Raw genomic sequence first — 12,141 nt, 5'->3', positions numbered from 1 at the left:
TCGATTGGCCCTAGAGCCGATCCAGTTCAGATTGAACCAGACCGGCCCTGGGAAGTTCTTTGTTTGCCGTGATTTCCAAGCCGGCAGGTGATTCCACCTGCCTCGAAATCACTCTAGGTCCCGCCGATGCCCACCACCAGCTTGGCGCTTTCCGGCACCGGCGTGCCGAACGCGTCGCGGGCCGGTGCCCAATGCACGATGTCGATGGCAAGGTCGCACAGTTCCTTGTCGAACTCGGGCGAGTTCGAGCCCGGATCCATGCGGCAGGACGTCGAGTTCCCCTTCGCATCGATATCGAACAGCACGTCGTGACGTGAGAACGGCCGCTGGCTCAACACCTTGTCGTAGCGGTCCTTGAGCTCGCCGAGCGCATGATTGAGCTCGGACAAGCTGGTATCATCCCAACGCGGCTTCTGGCGCAAGCTGGCAAACTCATCCTCGGTCACCAGCGGGCGCAAACGCCGGATCATGCCCGACCAGCGCATGATCCGCGCCACCTGTAGCGGCGATTCGCGGTCGATCGCCGTCTGGCATGAAGCCCCGGTCGGGTTGGCCTTGGCGCGCAGCAGCGCTTCGGCCGCAGGCCAGCGGTGATAGGCGATCGCCCAGGCCAGCGGCGTCATACCGAACATATCGGGCGCATTCACGTCCTTCTTGTCCCGGCTGATCAGCACATTGACGTCATAGACCGAACCGCGCCGCGCCGCCGCGCCCAGGCCATAGGCCATGCGCGCCGGCCCCAGTTCGGCAAAGCCGTAAGGCAGTTCGATGCCCTTTTCCCCTGCGTCGGAAAAATCGGGTTTCGTCCCAGCCCGGTCCAACTCGCGGCACACGTCTGCATAGGGATAGCGCGGATCGGACAGCACCGCGGCATTGTAGCGCCGCCCGAAGTCTGTGACCTTGTCGTCAGGCCCCTTGCCCATCGCCGCGGCCTCGTCCGGAACATACGTCAATGCCCGCACGGTCCAGGACTTCAACCCGCCCAGCACGCGGCATTGCGCACCGTAGAGCTCTGTGGTGATCCCGTCGGGCGTCGTCGCTGCGGCGAGCCGGTAATCCCCGGCATCGAGCGCCTTCTTCGCTTCCGCGACCGGATCGGGCTCCGACCCGCGAAGCGCCTTGAGCAGATCCACGTCGGACCGGCGCATCTCCGCAAGCCGTTCGGTGTTCGCCCGCAGATCACCGCATTGGGCGACCGAAGCGCCGTCCGCCATGACATCGGACTGCGTCTCGCCAGGCGTGCAGCCGGCGGCCGCTACGGACGCAAGACACACGGCGCCGATGGCGAATCCCTTGACCTTCAAGACCTGCTCCAGAGTGGAATGACCGGGCCTGCGCGAATAGCACAGCCGCGCGCCGGGGAAAGAGGGGCGGCACAACAGACCACCCTCAAAACGAAAGGCCCCGGCGTTTCCACCGGGGCCTTCCTGATTTCGTACCGATGCCGAAAGGCTCAGTCGACGATAGCCACCATGTGCGGCAGCTTGGCGATGGCACCGCGCACTTCGGCGGTGTCTTCCAGCTCCACGACGCGGTGCATCTTGCCGAGGCCCAGACCGATAAGGATCTTCTTCTGGTTCTCGGGACGACGGATCGGCGAACCGATCTGCTTGATCTTGATCTTGGCCATGGTCGATTACTCCACGATAGCTTCGGCGGCGGCCTCGGCCTCCACCTCGCTGGCGCCACCGCGGCCGAGAAGGTCAGCAACCTTCTTGCCGCGACGCTGGGCCACCGACTTCGGCGAAGTCTGGTTGGTCAGCGCGTCGAACGTGGCGCGGATCATGTTGTACGGGTTCGAGGTGCCGACCGACTTGGTCACGACGTCATGGACGCCCAGGCTCTCGAACACGGCGCGCATCGGACCGCCGGCGATGATGCCCGTACCGGCAGGCGCCGTACGGACATTGACGCGGCCGGCGCCGAAGTGGCCCTTGCCGTCGTGATGGAGGGTACGGCCCTCCTTCAGCGCGACGCGGATCATCTTCTTCTTGGCCGAAGCGGTCGCCTTGGTGATCGCCTCGGGCACTTCGCGAGCCTTGGCGTGACCGAAGCCAACGCGGCCCTTGCCGTCACCGACGACGACCAGAGCGGCGAAACCGAAGCGCTTACCGCCCTTGACGGTCTTGGAGACGCGGTTGATGTGAACGAGCTTTTCGATCAGCTCTTCACCCTGTTCCTCGTCCTCGCGGCGGCCACGGCGGTCGCCGCGATCGCCACGGCCACGGCCGCCACGCTCACCGCGTTCGCCACGGCCACGACGGCCACGGCCGCCTTCGTTGGCTTCGCCCTGCGGGGCATCAGCCGCGATCGGCTGTTCGATGGTGTTTTCGTCTGCCATGATCAGAACTCCAGCCCGCCTTCACGGGCGGCTTCGGCCAGCGCCTTGACGCGGCCATGGAACAGGAAACCGCCGCGATCGAACACGACAGAAGTGACGCCCGCCTTCTTGGCAGCCTCGGCGAGCTCCTTGCCCACGCGAGTGGCAGCGTCGACATCCGTGCCCTTGCCGCCAAGGGTATTGGCGGCGGCCACGGTGCGGCCCTGCGCATCGTCGATGATCTGCGCATAGATGTGACGGCCGGTGCGATGCACCGACAGACGCGGACGGTCGCCCGAACGGGCGCGAAGAGCGGTACGGACGCGCCGGCGGCGGCGTTCGAAAAGGGAAAGCTTGGCCATTACTTCTTCTTCCCTTCCTTGCGGAAGATGAACTCGCCGCGGTACTTGATACCCTTGCCCTTGTAGGGTTCGGGCTTGCGCCAGCGACGGATCTCGGCCGCAATCTGGCCGACCTTCTGCTTGTCGATACCGGAGATCTCGACCGTGGTGTTATCCGGGGTCTTGATCTCGATGCCTTCCGGCACGTCGATGTCCACGTCGTGCGAGTAGCCGAGCTGCAGCTTCAGGGTCTTGCCCTGCGCGGCGGCACGGTAGCCAACGCCCTTGATCTCGAGAACCTTCGAGAAGCCGTTGGTAACGCCTTCGATCAGGTTGGAGACCAGCGTGCGCTGCATGCCCCAGTGGCTGCGGGCAGCCTTGGTCTGGTTCACGGGCTGCACGGCGATCGAACCTTCTTCGACCGAATAGGTCACGAGGTCCGAAAGGCCCATGGTGAGAGTGCCCTTGGGACCCTTCACCGAGAGGACGCCGTTGTCGATCGCGGCGGTAACACCGCCGGGGATCGCAACCGGCCTTTTACCGATGCGGCTCATCAGAACACCTCCGCCAGCACTTCGCCGCCGACGTTCTGCGAACGGGCTTCCGCGTCGGAAAGCACGCCCTTGGGCGTCGAGACGATGGTGATGCCAAGGCCATTGCGCACAACCGGGAGTTCCTTCGAACCCGAGTAGACGCGGCGGCCCGGCTTGGAGACGCGCTGCACGTGCTTGATCGCGGGCTCGCCTTCGAAATACTTCAGCTCGATGCGCAGCTGCGGGTGAGCGCCGGTGGCATCTTCGCTGTAGCCACGAATGTAGCCTTCGCGCTGGAGCACTTCGAGCACGCGGGCACGAAGCTTGGAGGCCGGCGACAGGACGGAGTCCTTCTTGGCGCGCTGGCCGTTGCGAATGCGGGTGAGCATATCACCCAGGGGATCGGTCATAGCCATCTTCGTCTATTCCCTTACCAGCTCGACTTGGTCACGCCGGGGATCATGCCCTTGTTGGCAAGATCACGCAGCTCGACGCGGCAGAGGCCGAACTTGCGGTAGTAACCGCGCGGACGGCCGGTCGTGGCGCAGCGATTGCGAATCCGGGTCGGATTGCCGTTGCGCGGGATCTCGGCCAGCTTGAGGCGGGCAATGAGGCGCTCGGTTTCATCGAGCGATTCATCGTCAGCGATCGCCTTGAGGCGCGCGTACTTGCCTGCATACTTCTTGACGAGCTTCTTACGACGCTCGTTCTTGTTAACGGAACTCAGTTTCGCCATGGACTTAAGCTCTCTCTAGCGGCGGCTCACGCCGCCTCCTTCTGTTCCGACTCTTCAGCCGGGAACGGGAAACCGAACAGACGGAGCAGCTCGCGCGCTTCCTCGTCGGTCTTGGCGGTGGTGGTGACGATGATGTCCATGCCACGCACCTTCTCGATCTTGTCGTAGCTGATCTCCGGGAAGATGATCTGCTCCTTGAGACCCATCGCGTAGTTGCCGCGGCCGTCGAACGACTTGGGGTTCAGGCCACGGAAGTCGCGGATGCGGGGCATCGCGATCGTGATGAGGCGATCGAGGAATTCGTACATGCGCTCGCGGCGCAGCGTCACCTTGCAGCCGATCGGCATGCCTTCACGCAGCTTGAACTGCGCGATCGACTTGCGGGCCTTGGTGATCACCGGCTTCTGGCCAGCGATGGCTTCCATCTCGGCAGCGGCGGTCGTGACCTTCTTCTTGTCCTGGCTCGCCTCGCCCACGCCCATGTTGAGCGTGATCTTCTCGATCTTCGGAACTTCCATCACGTTCTTGTAGCCGAACTTCTCGGTCATCGCCTTCGCGATTTCGGCGTCGTACTTGGTACGCAGACGCGGAGTGTAGGTATCAGCCATCGATGGTCTCCCCGGACTTCACGGCCACGCGGACCTTCTTGCCGTCCTTGACTTCGAAGCGAACGCGGGTCGGCTTGCCGTCCTTGTCGGCAACCGCGACCTTGCTGATCGCCATCGGCGCAGGCGTACGCTCGATGCCACCCTGCGGGTTCATCTGCGTCGGCTTGCGGTGCTTGGTGGCGACGTTCACGCCCTCGACCACGACCTTGCCATCCTTGGGAAGGACCTGGAGGACAGTACCGGTGCGGCCCTTGTCCTTGCCGGACAGGACGACGACCGAGTCACCCTTCTTGATCTTCGCAGCAGCCATCACAGCACCTCCGGAGCAAGCGAGATGATCTTCATGAAGCCACGGCCGCGCAGCTCGCGCACGACGGGGCCAAAGATACGGGTGCCGATCGGCTCCTCGTTCTTGTTCACGAGAACAGCAGCGTTGCTGTCAAAGCGGATCACGCTGCCATCGGGACGGCGCACGTCCTTCTTGGTGCGCACGATCACCGCACGGTGAACGTCGCCCTTCTTGACGCGAGCGCGGGGCTGCGCCTCCTTGACCGACACCACGATGATGTCGCCGACGCCGGCGAAACGACGCTTAGAGCCACCCAGCACCTTGATGCACTGGACGCGCTTTGCGCCGCTGTTGTCCGCGACGTCGAGATTGGATTGCATCTGGATCATCGATCCGGTTCCTTCTCAACTGGCTTGCCGGAACCAGTCCGGCAGTTCCAAAACACTACTTCAACCCGCTCGTCCTGAGCTTGTCGAAGGATTAGTTGGCGGCCTCGACGTCGAGGTTCGCCTCTACCGCAGTGCCCTTGCTCGCCGCCAGGCGATCCAGCACCTTCCACGACTTGGTCTTGGAGATCGGCTTGGTCTCCTCGATGCGGACGCGCTCACCGGTGCGGTAGGCATTGTCCTCGTCGTGGGCGTGGTACTTCTTCGAGCGGCGGATGATCTTCCCGTAAAGGGGGTGCTTCACCTTACGCTCGACGAGCACGGTCACGGTCTTGTCGGTCTTGTCGGAAACGACGGTCCCGATCAGAATACGCTTGGGCATCGTGTTTCCTCCTTACGCCTTCGCCGCAGCACGCTCAGCCTGGAGCGTCTTGATGCGGGCGATGTCGCGACGGACTTGCTTGATGCGCGCCGGGGCTTCGAGCTGGCTCGTAGCAGCCTGGAAACGCAGGTTGAACTGTTCGCGCTTGAGGTCGGCGAGATCAGCGGTCAGCTGGTCGTCGGTCTTGGCGCGCAGGTCTTCGATCTTGGCGGCCATGATTAACCCTCCAGGTGCGAGGTGTCGCCGAGACGGGCAACGACCTTGGTCTTGATCGGCAGCTTCATCGCAGCGCGGCTGAAAGCCTCGGCGGCGAGCGGACCGGCAACGCCGTCCAGCTCGAACAGGATGCGGCCGGGCTTCACGCGGGCCGCCCAGTATTCCACCGAACCCTTGCCCTTACCCTGACGGACTTCGGCAGGCTTCTTCGAAACCGGCACGTCCGGGAAGACGCGGATCCAGAGACGACCCTGGCGCTTGATGTGACGCGTGATCGCGCGGCGGGCCGCTTCGATCTGGCGGGCGGTGATCCGCTCGGGCTCCAGGGCCTTGAGGCCGTAGGAACCGAAGTTCAGGTCGGTGCCACCCTTGGCGTCGCCCTTGATCCGGCCCTTGAAGGCCTTGCGGAACTTGGTCTTTTTCGGTTGCAGCATGGTGCTTACTCTATCCTATGCCTCAGCGCGCCGGGCGGACGCCGGAGGTCTGAGCCTCCATCATCAGCCGGTCCTGCGCCGTCGGGTCGTGGCCCAGGATCTCACCCTTGAAGACCCAGACCTTGATGCCGATGATGCCATAGGCGGTCAGCGCCTCGGCTTCGGCATAGTCGATGTTCGCACGCAGCGTGTGCAGCGGCACGCGGCCTTCGCGGTACTGCTCGACGCGGGCGATTTCGGCACCGCCGAGGCGGCCGCCGCACATGATCTTGACGCCTTCGGCGCCCAGACGCATCGCGGACTGCATCGCGCGCTTCATCGCCCGGCGGAACGCCACGCGGCGGACCAGCTGGTCGGCAATGCCCTGAGCGACGAGCTTGGCGTCGATTTCCGGCTTGCGGATCTCGACGATGTTCAGCTTCACTTCGCTCGAAGTCATCGTCGCAAGCTGCTTGCGCAGCTTCTCGATGTCAGCGCCCTTCTTGCCGATGATGACACCCGGACGGGCGGCATAGATCGACACGCGGCACAGCTTGGCGGGACGCTCGATCACCACCTTCGAGATCGCCGCCTGCGGCAGGGTCTCGATGATGAACTTGCGGATCTTGAGGTCTTCCTCAAGCAGCTTGCCGTAGTCCCGGCCTTCCGCGAACCAGCGGCTGTCCCAGGTACGGTTGATCTGCAGGCGCAGACCGATCGGATTGCTCTTGTGACCCATGGATCAGGCCTCCTCGACTTCGCGAACGACGATCCGCAGCCGCGAGAAGGGCTTGAGGATCCGGGTGGACTTGCCGCGGCCACGAGCGTGGAAACGCTTCATGGTGATCGACTTGCCGACCGACGCCTCGGCAACGACGAGCGCGTCGACGTCGAGGTTGTGGTTGTTCTCGGCATTGGCGATCGCCGATGCGAGAATCTTGCGCGCTTCCACAGCCATGGCCTTCTTCGAGAAAGCCAGGATGTTCATCGCGTCCTCGGCCCGCTTGCCGCGGATCAGGCCGGCGACGAGATTGAGCTTCTGGGCGGAACCACGAATGGTGGTGCCGACCGCAAGAGCTTCCTTCTCGCCGACGCGGCGGGGTGCTGCCTGCTTGCTCATTAGCGCTTGCCCTTCTTGTCGGCGGCGTGGCCGGGGAACGAGCGCGTGGGCGCGAATTCACCGAGCTTGTGGCCGACCATGTCCTCGTTGACCGAGACCGGGATGAACTTGTGCCCGTTGTAGACGTTGAACGTCAGACCAACGAACTGCGGAAGGATGGTGGAGCGACGCGACCAGGTCTTGATCGGGCCAGCCTTGGTGCCGGCATCCTGCGCGACCTCGGCCTTCTTGAGAAGGTACAGGTCGACGAAGGGGCCTTTCCAGACGGAACGTGCCATCGTGTCTTACCTCTTCTTCTTGGCGTGGCGCGAACGGATGATCATCTTGTCCGTCTGCTTGTTGTTGCGAGTACGGGCACCCTTGGTCGGCTTGCCCCACGGGGTAACCGGGTGACGACCGCCCGAAGTACGGCCTTCACCACCACCGTGCGGGTGGTCGACCGGGTTCTTGGCGACACCGCGGGTCAGCGGGCGACGGCCCAGCCAGCGCTTGCGGCCAGCCTTGGCGAGGGTCTGGTTGGCGTTGTCGGGGTTCGACACGGCGCCAACGGTGCCCATGCAGTCGCCACGCAGGTAGCGCTGCTCGCCCGAGTTCAGGCGGACGATGACCATGCCCCGGTCACGGCCGACGACCTGCACGTAAGTGCCGGCCGAACGGGCGATCTGACCGCCCTTGCCCGGCTTCATCTCGACGTTGTGGCAGATCGTGCCGACCGGCATCTGCGACAGCAGCATCGCGTTGCCCGGCTTCACGTCGGTCTTTTCGCCGGCGACGATCACGTCACCTTCGGCCAGACGCTGCGGCGCGATGATGTAGGCCAGCTCACCGTCGGTGTACTTCACCAGCGCGATGAACGCCGTGCGGTTCGGGTCGTACTCGATCCGCTCGACAGTGGCTTCCATGTCCCACTTGCGACGCTTGAAGTCGATGAAGCGGTACTTCTGCTTGTGGCCGCCGGCGATGCCGCGCGAAGTGACATGGCCCTTGTTGTTACGGCCACCGGTCTTGGTCTTACCTTCGGTAAGCGCCTTGACCGGCTTGCCCTTCCACAGCGCCGACTTGTCGACGAGGACCAGGCCGCGACGGGCGGGGCTGGTCGGGTTGTAGTTCTTCAGTGCCATGGTGCCTTAACCCCGCACGCCTTCGGTCACGTCAATCGACTGGCCTTCGGCCAGCGTGACGATCGCCTTCTTCACGTCGCTGCGGCGGTATTCCTTACCGCGCCAGCGCTTGGTCTTGCCCTTGGTGACCAGGGTGTTGACGCCAGTAACCTTGACGCCGAACAGCGCCTCGACGGCCGCCTTGATCTCGGGCTTGGTTGCCTTGTCAGCCACCTTGAAAACGACGGCGTTGTTCTCGGAGAGCAGCGTCGACTTTTCAGTGATGTGGGGGGCAAGGATCACGTCGAAGTGACGGATATCCACTTCCTGGGTCTTAGCCATTGAAACGCGCCTCCAGCTTCTCGACCGCGGCGCGCGTCAGCACCAGCGTATCATGCTTCAGGATGTCATAGACGTTGGCGCCCATGGCAGGCAGCACGTTGACGCCGACGATGTTGCGGGCGGCACGCGCGAAGTTGTCGTTCACCGCTTCGCCGTCGATCACCAGCACCTTCTTGCCGAAGTTCGCCTTGGCGAGCTGACCGGCGAGCGCCTTGGTCTTGCCGTCGACGTCGAGCGAGTCGACGATGACGAGGCCGTTCTGGGCCTTGGCCGAAAGAGCCATCTTGAGGCCGAGAGCGCGAACCTTCTTGTTCAGCGAGACGTTGAACTCGCGGCGGCGAGCACCGTGAGCCTTACCACCGCCGATGAAGACCGGAGCCGCACGGTCACCGTGACGAGCCGTGCCGCCGCCCTTCTGGCGGCCCCACTTCTTGCCGGTGCGCGCAACGTCCGAACGCTCGCGGGTGGCGCGGGCGATGCCGCGGCGGTTTTCCAGCTGCCAGGTGACAACGCGGTGCAGGATGTCCGCGCGCGGCTCAAGGCCGAACACGTCATCCGACAGCTCGATGTCGCCGCTAGCGGCCGAACCGTCGATATTGAGGACCTGTACCTTCACGACTTAGCCCTCCTGGCCTTCGGTCGCTTCGACAGCCGCGGTATCTTCCGCGGGGGTGTCGGCAGCAGCCGAGTCATTGCTGTTGGCGGCCGTCTTCAGGCCGGCGGGATAGGGAGCCTCAGCGTGACGGGCGACCTTGACGGCGTCCGAAACCGTGAGCCAGGCATTCTTCGCGCCCGGGACCGAGCCCTTGACGAAGATCAGGCCACGCTCGTCGTCAACGCGGACGACTTCGAGGTTCTGCTGGGTGCGCTGACGGTCGCCCATGTGGCCGGCCATCTTCTTGTTCTTGAACACCTTGCCCGGGTCCTGACGGTTACCCGTCGAACCGTGCGAACGGTGCGAGAGCGACACACCGTGGGTAGCGCGCAGACCGCCGAAGCCCCAACGCTTCATGGCGCCCTGGAAACCCTTACCCTGAGTGTGGCCGGCAACGTCGACGAGCTGGCCCGGCACGAAGTGCGAGGCGGCAATGGTCGAGCCGACATCGAGCAGCGCATCGTCAGCGACGCGGAACTCGGCAACGCGCATCTTCAGCGGCACTTCGGCCTTGGCGAAGTGCTCGCGCTGCGGCTTGGCAACGTTCTTCTGCTTGGCTTCGCCGGCACCGAGCTGAACCGCGACGTAACCGTCACGATCGGCGGTGCGGACCGAAACCACCTGGCAGTCTTCCAGGGCCAAGACGGTAACCGGCACGTGCCGTCCGTCTTCCTGGAACAGTCGGGTCATCCCGACTTTCTTGGCGATCACGCCGGTACGCATGACCTTTACTCCTTACAGAGGCCTGCCCGGGCCCATCCCGAACAGGCGTGTCCAACCCAATTTGTGATGCATACCCCGTCCGGGCTGGGTGCCCCCTGCAAGCCCTGCACGCAGGACCGCGGAAGCGAGACGGGGGACGCATTCCCGGCGCTTGGCCCGAAGGCGGCGCCGGAGGTATCCCTTGTGTCCCCGCCGGTTTCCCTTGGGGGGCTCTGTCTCTGCGGGTTTCTCCCCGCAAAGCCGGCCGCAAGGGCCGACAAGGTGTTGGACCCGAAGGTCCGAATGTCGTTCCGGCGATTTAGGGTCCGCCTGGAAAGGACCTTGGGGCCACCAAAGGCAGCCCCTTAACTGGCTCAGGCCAGCTTGATCTCAACGTTCACGCCAGCGGCCAGGTCGAGCTTCATCAGCGCATCGACGGTGGCGGCGTTCGGCTGCACGATGTCGAGCAGACGCTTGTAGGTGCGAACCTCGAACTGCTCACGCGACTTCTTGTCGATGTGCGGACCGCGGTTCACCGTGAACTTCTCGATCTTCGTCGGCAGCGGAATGGGGCCCCGAATGAGCGCGCCGGTGCGGCGGGCGGTGTCAGCGATTTCGCCAGTGGCCTGGTCGAGTACGCGATGGTCAAACGCCTTGAGGCGAATGCGGATGTTCTGAGCTTCCATTACCTACTACCGATGAGAAAGAGCCAAAGGGCTTGCGCCCCGATCAATTCGAAGCGCGCCCCTACACCCCGATCGGGATTCGCGCAAGGCCTGATTGCGGGAAAAATTTCGGAATTCTGCGGGGTCCCGGCACCCCCATCCCTGCGCGTAAGGAAATGATTCAGGTGCGCGTTGGCACGCACGATTCTGAAGCCCCTATCCCGCGATGCCCGCAAATCGCGGGGGACTACCTTTGCTTCTTCTTGCCCAGCGCCGCGTTGAAATCCGGATCCTTGTTGGCGACCCAGCCCAGGAACTTCTCGATCCGCGGATCAAGCTTCAGGAGATCCGCGTCCAGCCCGTAGCGTTGCAGCTCCGAATTGGTGAAAGTGGTGATCAGCATGTTCTGGCAGATCGGGTGCATCGGCACGGTATCGCGCCCGCCCCGGCTCTTGGGGACCGGATGGTGCCAGATCACCGTCTCGCCGCAGGGCCGCCCGCAGAGCCAGCAGTCCGGCGGCGGTGGGGCCTCGGGCGCGTCCTCATCCTCGAAAATGTCCTCGCGCGGGCCATGCTTGGAATACTTGCGTGCCATGGCCCCTGCCCTAACCGTGGAGAGCACCAGACGCCAGCCCCTTCCCTCCGGCCCCGCCGCTTCCTATGTTGGGCCTGCGACACCACACTGACGCGATTCCCCCCCCCATGCCCCTCTTCAAGACACTATCCGGCGCCAGCGCCGCTCTCGCCCTTACCTTGGTAGTGGCGAGCCCCGCCGCTGCGACCGAGGCCCCTTACCCTTTCCTCGACAAGGCAGTGCCGATCGACCTCGGCCCCGACTATCCCGAAGACGACATCCCGGCTGACAGCATTCCCGATGACGGAACGCCTGTCTTGACTGCTCACATCACCATCCCCGAGCGCGAAGACAAAGCCTGCCGCGCCGCCGCCAATCAGAGCAATGGCGGCCATGCCGGCACGATCGTCGCATGTTCGCATGGCGGCGACGGCACCAACCAGCGCGTTCCCCCATCCAAGTCCGTCGCCGAAAGCACGCGCGACGGCGCGCTCCATCCTCCGGACGTCAGCGGACTGCCGGGATGCCTGGGCCCCTGCATCACGATCCGGTTCGGCCGCGCGCCACCGCCGGTCTACTACATCGACCTCAGCACCATTCCCGAAGCGCCCGAAGGGTCCGATGCATGGAAGATCGCGCAAGGACTCATGCGCGCGCCCTGAAACTCGCACCGCACGCAGCTGCCCCCATGGCCACAACGAAAAAGCCCGGCCTCCTTGCGGAGACCGGGCCTTTTTCTGTCTCGGTTATCCGAGGATC

The 12,141-nt window shown here is 64.1% G+C and carries 23 protein-coding genes; 1 reads left to right on the top strand and 22 read right to left on the bottom strand.

Annotated elements, in window-relative coordinates; translation table 11 throughout:
• Positions 1-113 precede the first annotated feature (113 nt).
• From NN5_RS17090 to NN5_RS16985, 22 genes are all read right to left on the bottom strand, one after another.
• Positions 114-1,304 (bottom strand): ankyrin repeat domain-containing protein, encoded by a 1,191-nt coding sequence (locus tag NN5_RS17090; RefSeq protein WP_067736032.1) that lies wholly within the window; start codon positions 1,302-1,304, stop codon positions 114-116.
• Positions 1,305-1,453: 149 nt separating this feature from the next.
• Positions 1,454-1,630, bottom strand: coding sequence for a 50S ribosomal protein L30 (rpmD, locus tag NN5_RS17085; protein ID WP_067736020.1), 177 nt, complete (start codon positions 1,628-1,630; stop codon positions 1,454-1,456).
• 6 nt (positions 1,631-1,636) lie between these two features.
• Positions 1,637-2,341 carry a 30S ribosomal protein S5 gene (rpsE, locus tag NN5_RS17080; RefSeq protein WP_084385012.1) on the bottom strand — a complete coding sequence of 235 codons (705 nt, stop codon included), beginning with the start codon at positions 2,339-2,341 and terminating at the stop codon, positions 1,637-1,639.
• A gap of 2 nt (positions 2,342-2,343) precedes the next feature.
• Positions 2,344-2,682: a 50S ribosomal protein L18 gene (gene rplR, locus NN5_RS17075; RefSeq protein ID WP_067736017.1), complete on the bottom strand. Its 339-nt coding sequence runs from the start codon at positions 2,680-2,682 to the stop codon at positions 2,344-2,346.
• Positions 2,682-3,215: a 50S ribosomal protein L6 gene (rplF, locus tag NN5_RS17070; protein ID WP_067736014.1), complete on the bottom strand. Its 534-nt coding sequence runs from the start codon at positions 3,213-3,215 to the stop codon at positions 2,682-2,684. Before rplF ends, rplR begins: the two co-directional genes overlap by 1 nt.
• A complete protein-coding gene (rpsH, locus tag NN5_RS17065; RefSeq protein WP_067736011.1) occupies positions 3,215-3,610 on the bottom strand; it encodes a 30S ribosomal protein S8 in 396 nt (131 codons plus the stop codon). Before rpsH ends, rplF begins: the two co-directional genes overlap by 1 nt.
• A 14-nt stretch (positions 3,611-3,624) precedes the next feature.
• Positions 3,625-3,930, bottom strand: a complete 306-nt coding sequence (gene rpsN, locus NN5_RS17060; RefSeq protein WP_067736008.1) for a 30S ribosomal protein S14 — start codon at positions 3,928-3,930, stop codon at positions 3,625-3,627.
• A gap of 26 nt (positions 3,931-3,956) precedes the next feature.
• Entirely contained in the window at positions 3,957-4,538 is a 582-nt protein-coding gene (gene rplE, locus NN5_RS17055; RefSeq protein WP_067736005.1) for a 50S ribosomal protein L5, read from the bottom strand.
• A complete protein-coding gene (gene rplX, locus NN5_RS17050) occupies positions 4,531-4,848 on the bottom strand; it encodes a 50S ribosomal protein L24 (RefSeq protein WP_067736002.1) in 318 nt (105 codons plus the stop codon). Before rplX ends, rplE begins: the two co-directional genes overlap by 8 nt.
• Positions 4,848-5,216, bottom strand: coding sequence for a 50S ribosomal protein L14 (gene rplN / locus NN5_RS17045; RefSeq protein WP_067735999.1), 369 nt, complete (start codon positions 5,214-5,216; stop codon positions 4,848-4,850). The genes rplX and rplN overlap by 1 nt, the downstream gene beginning before the upstream one ends.
• A gap of 91 nt (positions 5,217-5,307) precedes the next feature.
• On the bottom strand, positions 5,308-5,595 hold the full coding sequence (gene rpsQ, locus NN5_RS17040; protein ID WP_007011863.1) for a 30S ribosomal protein S17: 288 nt from the start codon (positions 5,593-5,595) through the stop codon (positions 5,308-5,310).
• 12 nt (positions 5,596-5,607) lie between these two features.
• Entirely contained in the window at positions 5,608-5,811 is a 204-nt protein-coding gene (gene rpmC / locus NN5_RS17035) for a 50S ribosomal protein L29 (RefSeq protein ID WP_067735996.1), read from the bottom strand.
• Between the two features lie 2 nt (positions 5,812-5,813).
• Entirely contained in the window at positions 5,814-6,245 is a 432-nt protein-coding gene (rplP, locus tag NN5_RS17030; protein WP_067735993.1) for a 50S ribosomal protein L16, read from the bottom strand.
• A gap of 22 nt (positions 6,246-6,267) precedes the next feature.
• Positions 6,268-6,963, bottom strand: a complete 696-nt coding sequence (gene rpsC, locus NN5_RS17025; protein ID WP_067735990.1) for a 30S ribosomal protein S3 — start codon at positions 6,961-6,963, stop codon at positions 6,268-6,270.
• A gap of 3 nt (positions 6,964-6,966) precedes the next feature.
• Positions 6,967-7,344 carry a 50S ribosomal protein L22 gene (rplV, locus tag NN5_RS17020; protein WP_067735987.1) on the bottom strand — a complete coding sequence of 126 codons (378 nt, stop codon included), beginning with the start codon at positions 7,342-7,344 and terminating at the stop codon, positions 6,967-6,969.
• Positions 7,344-7,622 carry a 30S ribosomal protein S19 gene (gene rpsS, locus NN5_RS17015; RefSeq protein ID WP_067735985.1) on the bottom strand — a complete coding sequence of 93 codons (279 nt, stop codon included), beginning with the start codon at positions 7,620-7,622 and terminating at the stop codon, positions 7,344-7,346. The genes rplV and rpsS overlap by 1 nt, the downstream gene beginning before the upstream one ends.
• 6 nt (positions 7,623-7,628) lie before the next feature.
• Entirely contained in the window at positions 7,629-8,465 is an 837-nt protein-coding gene (gene rplB / locus NN5_RS17010) for a 50S ribosomal protein L2 (RefSeq protein WP_067735983.1), read from the bottom strand.
• Positions 8,466-8,471: 6 nt separating this feature from the next.
• Positions 8,472-8,786, bottom strand: coding sequence for a 50S ribosomal protein L23 (locus tag NN5_RS17005; RefSeq protein ID WP_067735980.1), 315 nt, complete (start codon positions 8,784-8,786; stop codon positions 8,472-8,474).
• Positions 8,779-9,402, bottom strand: coding sequence for a 50S ribosomal protein L4 (rplD, locus tag NN5_RS17000; RefSeq protein WP_067735976.1), 624 nt, complete (start codon positions 9,400-9,402; stop codon positions 8,779-8,781). Before rplD ends, NN5_RS17005 begins: the two co-directional genes overlap by 8 nt.
• A gap of 3 nt (positions 9,403-9,405) precedes the next feature.
• Complete coding sequence (gene rplC, locus NN5_RS16995) at positions 9,406-10,164, bottom strand: 50S ribosomal protein L3 (RefSeq protein WP_067735973.1); 759 nt, start codon at positions 10,162-10,164, stop codon at positions 9,406-9,408.
• A gap of 353 nt (positions 10,165-10,517) precedes the next feature.
• Positions 10,518-10,829 carry a 30S ribosomal protein S10 gene (gene rpsJ / locus NN5_RS16990; protein WP_007011873.1) on the bottom strand — a complete coding sequence of 104 codons (312 nt, stop codon included), beginning with the start codon at positions 10,827-10,829 and terminating at the stop codon, positions 10,518-10,520.
• Positions 10,830-11,055: 226 nt separating this feature from the next.
• Positions 11,056-11,403 carry a hypothetical protein gene (locus NN5_RS16985; RefSeq protein WP_067735965.1) on the bottom strand — a complete coding sequence of 116 codons (348 nt, stop codon included), beginning with the start codon at positions 11,401-11,403 and terminating at the stop codon, positions 11,056-11,058.
• Between the two features lie 107 nt (positions 11,404-11,510).
• Between NN5_RS16985 and NN5_RS16980 the strand changes: the two genes are divergently transcribed.
• On the top strand, positions 11,511-12,044 hold the full coding sequence (locus tag NN5_RS16980) for a hypothetical protein (protein ID WP_067735962.1): 534 nt from the start codon (positions 11,511-11,513) through the stop codon (positions 12,042-12,044).
• Positions 12,045-12,141 lie beyond the last annotated feature (97 nt).

This window comes from Novosphingobium naphthalenivorans NBRC 102051, assembly GCF_001590985.1.
Taxonomy (GTDB): domain Bacteria; phylum Pseudomonadota; class Alphaproteobacteria; order Sphingomonadales; family Sphingomonadaceae; genus Novosphingobium; species Novosphingobium naphthalenivorans.
The sequence above is the reverse complement of the archived record's forward strand: the minus strand, read 5'-3'. Positions and strand labels throughout refer to the sequence as shown.

Excerpts from the sequence above, each read along its gene's own strand:
- rpmD (WP_067736020.1), bottom strand. The coding sequence starts at position 1,630 with ATGGCCAAGATCAAGATCAAGCAGATCGGTTCGCCGATCCGTCGTCCC.
- rpsE (WP_084385012.1), bottom strand. The coding sequence starts at position 2,341 with ATGGCAGACGAAAACACCATCGAACAGCCGATCGCGGCTGATGCCCCG.
- rplR (WP_067736017.1), bottom strand. The coding sequence starts at position 2,682 with ATGGCCAAGCTTTCCCTTTTCGAACGCCGCCGCCGGCGCGTCCGTACC.
- rplF (WP_067736014.1), bottom strand. The coding sequence starts at position 3,215 with ATGAGCCGCATCGGTAAAAGGCCGGTTGCGATCCCCGGCGGTGTTACC.
- rpsH (WP_067736011.1), bottom strand. The coding sequence starts at position 3,610 with ATGGCTATGACCGATCCCCTGGGTGATATGCTCACCCGCATTCGCAAC.
- rpsN (WP_067736008.1), bottom strand. The coding sequence starts at position 3,930 with ATGGCGAAACTGAGTTCCGTTAACAAGAACGAGCGTCGTAAGAAGCTC.
- rplE (WP_067736005.1), bottom strand. The coding sequence starts at position 4,538 with ATGGCTGATACCTACACTCCGCGTCTGCGTACCAAGTACGACGCCGAA.
- rplX (WP_067736002.1), bottom strand. The coding sequence starts at position 4,848 with ATGGCTGCTGCGAAGATCAAGAAGGGTGACTCGGTCGTCGTCCTGTCC.
- rplN (WP_067735999.1), bottom strand. The coding sequence starts at position 5,216 with ATGATCCAGATGCAATCCAATCTCGACGTCGCGGACAACAGCGGCGCA.
- rpsQ (WP_007011863.1), bottom strand. The coding sequence starts at position 5,595 with ATGCCCAAGCGTATTCTGATCGGGACCGTCGTTTCCGACAAGACCGAC.
- rpmC (WP_067735996.1), bottom strand. The coding sequence starts at position 5,811 with ATGGCCGCCAAGATCGAAGACCTGCGCGCCAAGACCGACGACCAGCTG.
- rplP (WP_067735993.1), bottom strand. The coding sequence starts at position 6,245 with ATGCTGCAACCGAAAAAGACCAAGTTCCGCAAGGCCTTCAAGGGCCGG.
- rpsC (WP_067735990.1), bottom strand. The coding sequence starts at position 6,963 with ATGGGTCACAAGAGCAATCCGATCGGTCTGCGCCTGCAGATCAACCGT.
- rplV (WP_067735987.1), bottom strand. The coding sequence starts at position 7,344 with ATGAGCAAGCAGGCAGCACCCCGCCGCGTCGGCGAGAAGGAAGCTCTT.
- rpsS (WP_067735985.1), bottom strand. The coding sequence starts at position 7,622 with ATGGCACGTTCCGTCTGGAAAGGCCCCTTCGTCGACCTGTACCTTCTC.
- rplB (WP_067735983.1), bottom strand. The coding sequence starts at position 8,465 with ATGGCACTGAAGAACTACAACCCGACCAGCCCCGCCCGTCGCGGCCTG.
- NN5_RS17005 (WP_067735980.1), bottom strand. The coding sequence starts at position 8,786 with ATGGCTAAGACCCAGGAAGTGGATATCCGTCACTTCGACGTGATCCTT.
- rplC (WP_067735973.1), bottom strand. The coding sequence starts at position 10,164 with ATGCGTACCGGCGTGATCGCCAAGAAAGTCGGGATGACCCGACTGTTC.
- rpsJ (WP_007011873.1), bottom strand. The coding sequence starts at position 10,829 with ATGGAAGCTCAGAACATCCGCATTCGCCTCAAGGCGTTTGACCATCGC.
- NN5_RS16985 (WP_067735965.1), bottom strand. The coding sequence starts at position 11,403 with ATGGCACGCAAGTATTCCAAGCATGGCCCGCGCGAGGACATTTTCGAG.
- NN5_RS16980 (WP_067735962.1), top strand. The coding sequence starts at position 11,511 with ATGCCCCTCTTCAAGACACTATCCGGCGCCAGCGCCGCTCTCGCCCTT.